Origin of the sequence: Lawsonibacter sp. (assembly GCF_022777125.1) — a bacterium.
Lineage (GTDB): Bacteria > Bacillota > Clostridia > Oscillospirales > Oscillospiraceae > Lawsonibacter_A > Lawsonibacter_A hominis.
On the sequence record NZ_JALFGV010000049.1, the window covers coordinates 1 to 9169 of the forward strand.

Consider the following 9169-nt stretch of genomic DNA (forward strand, 5'->3'; position numbering starts at 1 on the left):
CAGTGGGTGCTGGAGCACCCCCAGGCCCTTTTGGAGATCCAGCGGGCCTATGTGGAGGCGGGCAGCCAAGTGCTGATCGCCCCCACCTTCGGGGCGAATCGGGTGAGCCTGGCGCGGCACGGCGCCCAGGACCGGGTAGAGGAGTACAACCGCCGCCTGGTGGAACTGACCCGGACGGCCGCGGACGGCCGCGTCCTGGTGGCGGGCGATCTGGCTCCGACGGGCCTGCTGCTGGCGCCGTTCGGAGCGAGCAGCTTTGAAGAGCTGGTGGACGTCTATGCCCAGCAGGCCCGCGCTCTGGCGGCGGCCGGGGTGGATCTGTTCCTGATCGAGACCACTATGACCGTGCCGGAGGCGCGGGCGGCGGTGCTGGCCTGTAAAAGCGTGTCGGACAAGCCGGTGTGGGTCACCTTCACCTGCGATGAGAACGGGCGTACCCTCTCGGGCAGCGATGTGCTGGCGGCTTTGATCATCCTGCAGGGCATGGGGGCGGCCGCCTTCGGCCTCAACTGCTCCTCCGGGCCGGGGGGGATGCTGGAGCAGATCCGCCGGCTGACCCCATACGCCGCAGTGCCTCTGATCGCAAAGCCCAACGCGGGCCTGCCCGAGAGGGTGGATGGGGGCGTCGTCTACCGCTGTCCGCCGGAGGAATTTGCCGCCTATGCCCGCGCGTTTGCAGCGGCGGGGGTGCGCATCTTCGGCGGCTGCTGCGGCACCACGCCCGCACACATCGCCGCTTTGCGGGAGGCGCTGGCGGAGATCGATTTTGCAGCGTTTCCCGCAGTCGAGCACGACCCCGACGTGATCCCCTGCGCCAGCGAGAAGGAGGCGCGCTTCATTACCCCCGATGTGGACGTGGGGGAGACGATCGCATGCACCAGCGACCTGATGGAGGACATCCTGGAGGCGGAGGAGGAGGCCCCGCAGGGAGCGCTGAAGATCGCCATCCTGGAGGAGGACGACCTGGATATCTTTGCAGAGAACCAGTATGCGGTCAAGGACGCCCTGTGCCTGTTCTCCGACGTGCCGGAGCTGCTGGAGAAGGCGCTGCGGCTCTACCAGGGCCGGGCCTTCTGGGACGGGACCGGTGATCTGGACGAGGCGTTTCTGGAGGAGATGCGCGTCCGGTATGGATTGGTCCTGCTTTAGCGCCCGGTCTGAAAACGGCGCAAACGCCGCCCGTTCGTCCTTTCGCAGGGATTGGAACAGACGCCGAAATGGGTGAAACCAACAAAAAGCACGTTCGGTTTTTGGAACGTGCTTTTTGTTTTCTGCCTTGACGGAACATGCAAGATAAGGTATTATAAAAACGGCTTATCGAAAAAAGACCACAAGATATAGTGCTGCGCAAAAGGGACTTTTCGCTCTGAAAAAGGGCGTTTTTTACGCTTGGAGAAAGGATGCGCTTGCAAATGACAGTGACAAAGATCCGGAAGCGGGACGGGCGGCTGGCCGACTTTAATGAGGGAAAGATCGCCCAGGCCATCACCAAGGCCTTCAACGCCACCTACAAGCCGGGACAGGAGGAGACTGCCCAGCGCCTGGCGGAAGAGGTGCTCTCCATCCTGGATGTGGAGGGGTGCCAGCAGCCCGACGTGGAGCACATCCAGGATCTGGTGGAGCGGGTGCTGATGGACAACGGCTACGTACAGACCGCCAAAGCCTACATCCTGTATCGGGACCAGCGCAGCCGGGCCCGGGAGATGAACACCCGCCTGATGAAGACCTATGAGGACATCACGTTCTCCGCCGCAAAGGAATCCGACCTGAAGCGGGAGAACGCCAACATCGACGGGGATACCGCCATGGGCAGCATGCTCAAGTTCGGCTCGGAAGGAGCCAAGCAGTTCTACGATATGTTCGTGCTCAACCCGGATCATGCCCGGGCGCACCGGGAGGGAGACATCCATATCCACGACCTGGACTTCCTTACCCTGACCACCACCTGCTGCCAGATCGACATCCGGAAGCTGTTCAAAGGCGGCTTTTCCACCGGCCACGGCACCCTGCGGGAGCCCAACGACATCTCCTCCTATGCCGCCCTGTGCTGCATCGCCATCCAGTCCAACCAGAACGACCAGCACGGCGGACAGAGCGTGGTCAACTTCGATTACGGCATGGCCGACGGGGTGAAAAAGACCTTCGTGCGCCTTTACCGGCAGAACTTGGCCCGGGCGCTGATGCTGCTCTCCGGGCTGGAGGATCCGGAGAGGGAACTCAAGGGCGTGATCGCGGGCATCGGGGAAAAGCAGGCCCTCCAGCCCACGCTGGAGGGCTGCGGGGACTATTTTGCGGCCGAGCGTCTGGCGCTGGCGCCCCGGTTCGGGGAGGAAGCGGAGATCCAAAAGGCCCAGGAGTTTGCCCACTACCGGGCGGTGAAGGAGACCGACCGGGCCACCTATCAGGCCATGGAGGCCCTGATCCACAACCTGAACACCATGCACTCCCGGGCCGGGGCCCAGACCCCCTTCTCTTCCATCAATTACGGCATGGATACCTCCCCGGAGGGGCGCATGGTGATGAAAAACATCATGCTGGCCACCGAGGCCGGGCTGGGCGGCGGGGAGACCCCCATTTTCCCCATTCAGATCTTCCGGGTGAAGGAAGGGGTCAATTACAACCCCGGCGAGCCCAACTACGACCTGTTCCAGCTGGCCATCCGCTGCTCCGCCAGGCGCCTGTTTCCAAACTTCTCCTTCCTGGACGCCCCCTTCAACCTGCAGTATTATAAGCCCGGCCGCCCGGAGACGGAGATCGCCTACATGGGCTGCCGTACCCGGGTCATCGGCAACGTGTACGATCCCAGCCGGGAGATCTGCAACGGCCGGGGCAACCTGAGCTTCACCACCATCAACCTGCCGCGTCTGGCCATCAAGGCCAAGGGGGATCTTTCCCTGTTCTTCGAGGGGCTGGACCGGATGCTGGACCTGTGCGTGGCTCAGCTGCTGGAGCGTTTTGAGATCCAGTGCCGCAAGCACGTGCGCAACTACCCCTTCCTCATGGGGCAGGGCGTTTGGCTGGATTCCGACCAGCTGGACTGGGACGACGAGGTGCGCCAGGTGCTCAGGCACGGCACGCTGTCCGTGGGCTTCATCGGCCTGGCCGAGACCCTTAAGAGCCTGACCGGCGAGCACCATGGCCAGAGCGAGAAGGCCCGGGTATTGGGCTTGGAGATCATCTCCCATATGCGCTCCCGGATGGATGAAGAGAGCGCGAAGCGGGGGCTCAACTTTTCCCTGCTGGCAACCCCGGCGGAGGGCCTCTCCGGCCGCTTCGTCAAACTGGACAAGGCCCGCTTCGGAACGATCCCGGGCGTCACCGACCGGGACTATTACACCAACTCCTTCCATGTGCCGGTGTATTTCCCTATCTCCGCCTACGATAAGATCCGGATCGAGGCGCCCTATCACGCGCTTACCAACGCCGGGCACATCAGCTATATCGAGATGGACGGCGATCCCACGGAAAACCTGGAGGCCTTTGAGAAGGTCATCCGTTGCATGAAGGAAAACGGCATCGGTTACGGAAGCGTCAATCACCCGGTGGACCGGGACCCGGTATGCGGATTTTCCGGTATCATTGGGGATCAGTGCCCCGGCTGCGGCCGCACGGAGGCCGACGGCGTGCCCTTCGAGCGCATCCGGCGCATCACCGGTTATCTGGTAGGCACCCTGGACCGCTTCAACAACGCCAAGCGGGCCGAGGAACACGACCGGGTCAAGCACAGCGTATAAAGAACGGGGGGCGGGCCGAAGGGCCCGCCCCAAACCAATGCGGAGGTGAGTGCATGCGCATTGCCAATACGGTATCCGACTCCATCGTGGACGGGCCCGGCCTGCGTTTTACCGTCTTTACGCAGGGCTGCCCCCACGGCTGTCCCGGCTGCCACAATCCGGAGACCCACGACCCTGCGGGCGGGAGGGAGGCTTCCCTGGAGGAGCTGGCCGAACGGATGCTGGCGAATCCCCTGACCGACGGGGTGACGCTTTCCGGGGGAGAACCCTTTCTTCAGGCGGCGGAGTGCGCCGCATTGGCCCGAATTGCCCGGGAAAAGGGCTTGAATGTATGGACCTATACGGGTTATACTTATGAAAAGCTTCTGGCGGAAGGAGACCCGGCCCGGCTGGAGCTGCTGGCGGCCACCGACGTGCTGGTAGACGGGCCGTTTTGGCTGGCGGAGAAGTCCTATGACGCGCTGTTTCGGGGCAGCCGCAACCAGCGGCTGATCGACGTGCCCAAAAGCCGCGCCGCAGGCCGGGCAGTCGCGTGGACGCGGCGGGGCACGCTGTCTCACTTTACCGTACCGGAATCCTAAGCGCCCGGCGGCGAAGGCGTCCGCCCCTTCCCCTGGAGCCGTGTACAAATTACGGTTGAGGGCCAAGAGGGAAAACAGATATGGAAGTTATTTTACCCGGCCCGGCGCAGCCCCGGAAGGCGCTGTGCCGGAAAACGGGAAAAGCGCCGGTGGAAATGACGGGGGGTGTTTGGGCCGCCCCGGCCGCCGCGCTTTCGGAATGCAGCGCCGGCCGATCCACGGATCTGCGGCTATGCGGAGGGCACCGGCCGCTGGCGCTGCCGCGGACGCAGACGGCTTGCCGGGCCGGGAGGGAAGCCATGACCATTCGGGAGTTTGAGGAACGCTGGCGGGGACATGCCCCGCGTCCCCAGGGGGTACGGAAGGAATACGCGGTGCTGGTGCCGCTGGTGGAGCGGGCGGGAGAGGCCTGTCTGCTCTTTGAGGTGCGCGCCGAGACTCTGGGGCGGCAGCCGGGGGAGGTGTGCTTCCCGGGAGGACATATGGAGCCGGAGGAGGAGCCGGCCGGCTGTGCCCTGCGGGAGACGGAGGAGGAGCTGGGGATCCCCCGGAGTGCGGTGCAACTGATCGCCCCCCTGGATTACCAGACGGGACAGGGCAGCTTTGTGCTCTACCCCCTGCTGGGCCGGGTGGACCCAGCCGCCGTAGACGCCATGCGTCCCAGCCCCGCGGAGGTGAAGGAGACCTTTCTGGTGCCTGTGGATTTTTTTCGGGACCACCCGCCCCGGGTGTATTCCTATGAACTGGTGCCCCAGGTGGGCGACGACTTCCCCTATGCGCTGGTGGGGGCGCAGAAGCGCTACGGCTGGCACCGGGGACGTATGGATGTGCCCATCTATCTGTGGCAGGGGCGGGCCATCTGGGGTATGACCGGGCGCATCGTCCGGGGGCTGCTGGAAGGAATGGAGCGCACGTGAGCGGCATGGAGCGCCTGGGGCCCTTTACGTACCGGCAGGGAGGCTTTCCGCTGGGGCAGGATACCCTGCTGCTGGGGCGCTTCGCCACCCTCCGGCGGGGCGGGCGGGTGTGCGACCTGGGCTGCGGCGCGGGGGCGCTGCCCCTGCTGCTGTTGGCGCGGGAGAGCTCCCTGGACCTGTCCGGCGTGGAGCTGGACGGGGAAGCCGCCGCGCTGGCCCGGCGCAATCTGGCGGAAAACGGCCTGTCCGGCGTCATCCGGACCGGCGATTTGCGCCGGGTCCGGGAGCAGTTTCCGGCGGGGCGCTTCGATCTGGTGGTCTCCAATCCGCCCTACTTCCCCGCAGGCAGCGGAGAAAGCGGCGGCAGCGCCCGGATGGAGCTGTGCTGTACCCTGACGCAGGTGTGCGCCGCCGCGGCCTTCCTGCTGAAAAACGGCGGGCGGTTTGCCCTGGTCCATCGGCCGGAGCGCCTGGCTGGGTTGATGGAGGCCCTGGGGCAGAGCGGCCTGGAACCAAAGCGCCTGCAGATGGTCCAGCATGACCGGGACAAGCCGCCCGCCGCTGTGCTGGTGGAGGCGGTGCGCCAGGGCAGGCCGGGCCTGTCCGTGCTGCCCACGCTGATTTTGAACGAGAGGTGAGCCCTATGGCCGGAACGCTTTATCTGGTCCCAACGCCCATCGGCAACCTGGGGGATATTTCGCCCCGCTGCGCCGAGACCCTGGCCCAGGCCGACTTTATCGCCGCCGAGGATACCCGGGTGAGCCGGAAGCTGCTCAACCACCTGGGGCTCAAAAAGCCTATGGTATCCTATTACCGCCACAATACGCAGGCGGGGGGACAGGCCGTGCTGGAGCGGCTGCTGGCGGGGGAGAGCTGCGCTCTGGTGACCGACGCGGGCACCCCAGCGGTATCCGATCCCGGAGAGGAGCTGGTGGCTCTCTGCGCCCGGGCAGGGGTGGAGGTGGTGGCCCTTCCGGGTCCCTGCGCGCTCATCACGGCCCTGGCAGTGTCCGGTTTGCCCACCGGACGCTTTACCTTTGAGGGGTTTCTGGCCATGAACAAAAAGAACCGCCGCGCCCATCTGGCCGCCCTGCGGGACGAGGAGCGCACCATGATCTTCTACGAGGCGCCCCATAAGCTCCGTGCCACCCTGGCCGACCTGCTGGAGCAGTTCGGGCCGGAGCGGCGCCTCACCCTGTGCCGGGAGCTGACCAAGCTCCATGAGGAGGTGCGCCGCACCACCCTGGGCGCGGCGGCGGAATTCTACGAAACCAACCCGCCCCGGGGAGAATTCGTGCTGGTGCTGGAGGGGGCGCAGCCCTGCCGGGCGGTTGAGGTGCCCATGGAGCAGGGCGTTGCCCTGGTGTGCGCCCTGCGCGCCTCCGGGCTTTCCCTGCGGGACGCGGTACGGCAGGCGGCGCAGCAGACGGGGCTGCCCAAGAACGAACTTTATGAGCGTGCGATCGGAACATAGCCGCGTACAGCATCCAAAAGAGCAAAACAGGAAGCCGCGCGGAATAGGCGGGTGTTCATAAAGCAGTTAATCCTCCGTATGATTGAGATCATACGGAGGATTATTTTTATTTCTATTCTTCAAACTTGCTGGCGGCGAACGGTTTGTCAAACCCGTTTGCGGACGGCAAGTCTACAGGGGATAGCCGCTTTAGCGGCGCAAGGGGGTGTAGCCACCTTGACGGAACGAAGTAACGCAACATTCTCGGTCAAGCAGTTTCTTTCTGCTGACAGAGAATGAAGCTCCGCAGAACGCACGATACTCCCGATAGGAGAGTATAGAAGTGCGCTCTTTAGTTCCTAAAGGGATTTTTCAACAGTTCAACAAATTGGAATTTGACGTTTATAACTTCAGCGTAGCAATCAATTCCTCCCCGTCCATTTCCCCTGTCTCAACAAACCCAAATGAGCGGTACAGGTAACGGGCAATATCATTCTCTGGTTCATATGATAGCCAACAGTACTCTGCTTTACCACATGGTAATGATTTTATGAAATCTAATGCTAGACCAAGTGCTTCCTTTCCATATCCTTTATTTTGATACTTTCTATCTATCATCAATCGCCAGAGATTGTAATTGCCTATGGCCACTGGTGGGGCATCGTCCCAATAATCGTCTGTGTCAAATCCAATCATCAAAAAACCTATCGGCGTATCGTTCTCATATATTCCGAAAGGGAAGGCATAACCATTTCCTGTTATTGCTGTATATGCTTCAATAATACTTATATCATTATGCGCAACAAAATTTTCTTGCTCTTTGGCTACTCTCAACTTAAGAATGTCCCACACATTTTTCCCATTAACTTTCTCCAGTCTCAGCATACTTTCATCCTCACAAACCAGAATTCATCTCGCTCTTTCGCTGAATAAAGTATATCAGAAAGATGTAAAAAATTCGATTATATGCACAAGAAACGCCCGAATATTTTTCGTCCGGGCATCCTCGGTATCAATCATAAATCAGCTCAAACTTTACAATCGTTTCTGCCTGTACCTTGCAAGCGTTCATCTGCCGTACCCATTCTATTTGATTAACGGCTTTGAGTTGTTCGGTCACGCCGTTTCGCTTCGCGAGATCCGGCACGATCAGCTCCATACGGTTTCGTGCCGCTTCTTCAATTTTGGCGCAATACTTTCTTATGGATGCCCACCTATGGTGCGGCTTCCTGTTTTGGATATATTTCACAGCTAAAAATATTACGATGAGTATAATTTAAAGTTTTGTAAACGAGGTGGAAAGGCATGGAAACGCCCCCTGCCCAGGCTGGGCAGGGGGCGCGGCGTCCCGGTAAAAGGGCTTACTTCGCCTGAAGTTCCTTGATGCAGTTGGGGCAGACGTTCTTGCCCTTAAAATTGATGACACCCTTTGCGTCGTCACAGAAAATGCAAGCGGGCTGGTACTTCTTCAAGACGATGGAGGTACCGTCCACATAGATTTCAAGAGAGTCCTTCTCCGCAATATCCAGGGTGCGCCTCAGTTCGATCGGAAGAACGATGCGCCCAAGTTCATCGACCTTCCGCACAATACCGGTGGATTTCATAGATTACTACTTCCTTTCCCCATGAACTGCCCTAGAGTCTGTTTTAAAACCATCAAAGTAACCAAACGAGGATACAGGCAAGACAGACAACAGCGTGAAAATAGAGTGCTTTCTTCTCATACCTGGTGGCAAAACGGCGGTTGTTTTTCAGCTTGAGGAAAAGGTTTTCCACCAGATGACGCTCTTTGTACGTGTGCCAGTCTGTTTTCCTGGGGTGTTTGGCAATGATACGGCTGGGAATCACCACGATTCCGCCCCGTTCTTCCAACCAGCGTACAAATTTATCGCTGTCATAGCCTTTATCCGCCAGAATGAGTTTGCCGTTTAAATCAAAAGGTTCCAACAGTGCCTGCGCCACGCAGATATCATTACGGTTCCCACTGGAGAGCAAAAAGCGCAATGGATTCCCAAGTCCATCCGTTACCGCATGGACCTTCGTGGTCAAGCCTCCCCTGCTCCGCCCGGTTTCCTCGTGATATCCCCCTTTTTAGCCCCACTAGCGTGTTGGTGAACCTTGATTGTAGTGCTGTCCAGCATCAGCGTTGTTTCGTCCACCAAATCCTGCTCAATCAGGACTGTGAGGATATTTTCCCATACTCCGGCTTTTGTCCAGGCCCGAAACCGACTGTATACGCTCTGCCACGGGCCGAACCGCTCCGGCAGATCCCGCCATGGAATCCCCGTGTTCAGCCAGTATAGAATCGCGTTAAGCATTTCCCGGTTACTTTTCCCTGGACGCCCTCCTTGCGGCTTCCTCTCAGGCGGGAACTTGTCCTTGATCCTATTCCATTGTTTTTCGCTTATTTCATGTCTCTTCATGCTCCCATTCTATTACATCGTCGTTTTTCACACAATGGCTAGGTTTTAAAACAGACTCTAG

Annotated in this window: 10 protein-coding genes and 1 pseudogene; 6 read left to right on the plus strand and 5 right to left on the minus strand. The window is 60.3% G+C overall.

Annotation, left to right across the window (positions count from 1 at the left end; genetic code table 11):
• The 6 genes from MR825_RS04200 to rsmI all read left to right on the plus strand — a co-directional run.
• On the plus strand, positions 1–1149 hold a 1149-nt coding region (locus MR825_RS04200; protein WP_287879065.1), incomplete at its 5' end, for a homocysteine S-methyltransferase family protein.
• Between the two features lie 263 nt (positions 1150–1412).
• Positions 1413–3734, plus strand: coding sequence for an anaerobic ribonucleoside triphosphate reductase (locus tag MR825_RS04205; protein ID WP_287879067.1), 2322 nt, complete (start codon positions 1413–1415; stop codon positions 3732–3734).
• A 53-nt stretch (positions 3735–3787) separates the two neighbouring features.
• Entirely contained in the window at positions 3788–4315 is a 528-nt protein-coding gene (gene nrdG / locus MR825_RS04210; protein ID WP_287879068.1) for an anaerobic ribonucleoside-triphosphate reductase activating protein, read from the plus strand.
• A gap of 299 nt (positions 4316–4614) precedes the next feature.
• The gene (locus tag MR825_RS04215) at positions 4615–5232 is read left to right on the plus strand and encodes an NUDIX hydrolase (RefSeq protein ID WP_256176226.1); all 618 of its coding nucleotides are present in this window, start codon (positions 4615–4617) and stop codon (positions 5230–5232) included.
• A 5-nt stretch (positions 5233–5237) separates the two neighbouring features.
• On the plus strand, positions 5238–5870 hold the full coding sequence (locus MR825_RS04220; RefSeq protein WP_287879070.1) for a tRNA1(Val) (adenine(37)-N6)-methyltransferase: 633 nt from the start codon (positions 5238–5240) through the stop codon (positions 5868–5870).
• 5 nt (positions 5871–5875) lie between these two features.
• The gene (rsmI, locus tag MR825_RS04225) at positions 5876–6706 is read left to right on the plus strand and encodes a 16S rRNA (cytidine(1402)-2'-O)-methyltransferase (RefSeq protein ID WP_256176227.1); all 831 of its coding nucleotides are present in this window, start codon (positions 5876–5878) and stop codon (positions 6704–6706) included.
• A gap of 381 nt (positions 6707–7087) precedes the next feature.
• On the opposite strand, the gene MR825_RS04230 is transcribed toward rsmI, so the two are convergent.
• The 5 genes and pseudogenes from MR825_RS04230 to MR825_RS04250 form a co-directional block, all read right to left on the minus strand.
• The gene (locus tag MR825_RS04230; protein WP_186908103.1) at positions 7088–7570 is read right to left on the minus strand and encodes a GNAT family N-acetyltransferase; all 483 of its coding nucleotides are present in this window, start codon (positions 7568–7570) and stop codon (positions 7088–7090) included.
• A gap of 127 nt (positions 7571–7697) precedes the next feature.
• A pseudogene (locus tag MR825_RS04235) lies at positions 7698–7883 on the minus strand (TnpV protein); the annotation flags it as partial.
• A 163-nt stretch (positions 7884–8046) separates the two neighbouring features.
• Positions 8047–8289: an AbrB/MazE/SpoVT family DNA-binding domain-containing protein gene (locus MR825_RS04240; RefSeq protein WP_186908104.1), complete on the minus strand. Its 243-nt coding sequence runs from the start codon at positions 8287–8289 to the stop codon at positions 8047–8049.
• A gap of 52 nt (positions 8290–8341) precedes the next feature.
• A complete protein-coding gene (locus MR825_RS04245; protein WP_186909093.1) occupies positions 8342–8734 on the minus strand; it encodes an IS5 family transposase in 393 nt (130 codons plus the stop codon).
• Positions 8731–9108, minus strand: coding sequence for an IS5 family transposase (locus tag MR825_RS04250; RefSeq protein ID WP_186909092.1), 378 nt, complete (start codon positions 9106–9108; stop codon positions 8731–8733). The genes MR825_RS04245 and MR825_RS04250 overlap by 4 nt, the downstream gene beginning before the upstream one ends.
• Positions 9109–9169 lie beyond the last annotated feature (61 nt).

Bases quoted from the DNA above. Each gene is read 5' to 3' on its own strand.
- MR825_RS04205 (WP_287879067.1), top strand. From the start codon at position 1,413: ATGACAGTGACAAAGATCCGGAAGCGGGACGGGCGGCTGGCCGACTTT.
- nrdG (WP_287879068.1), top strand. From the start codon at position 3,788: ATGCGCATTGCCAATACGGTATCCGACTCCATCGTGGACGGGCCCGGC.
- MR825_RS04215 (WP_256176226.1), top strand. From the start codon at position 4,615: ATGACCATTCGGGAGTTTGAGGAACGCTGGCGGGGACATGCCCCGCGT.
- MR825_RS04220 (WP_287879070.1), top strand. From the start codon at position 5,238: ATGGAGCGCCTGGGGCCCTTTACGTACCGGCAGGGAGGCTTTCCGCTG.
- rsmI (WP_256176227.1), top strand. From the start codon at position 5,876: ATGGCCGGAACGCTTTATCTGGTCCCAACGCCCATCGGCAACCTGGGG.
- MR825_RS04230 (WP_186908103.1), bottom strand. From the start codon at position 7,570: ATGCTGAGACTGGAGAAAGTTAATGGGAAAAATGTGTGGGACATTCTT.
- MR825_RS04240 (WP_186908104.1), bottom strand. From the start codon at position 8,289: ATGAAATCCACCGGTATTGTGCGGAAGGTCGATGAACTTGGGCGCATC.
- MR825_RS04250 (WP_186909092.1), bottom strand. From the start codon at position 9,108: ATGAAGAGACATGAAATAAGCGAAAAACAATGGAATAGGATCAAGGAC.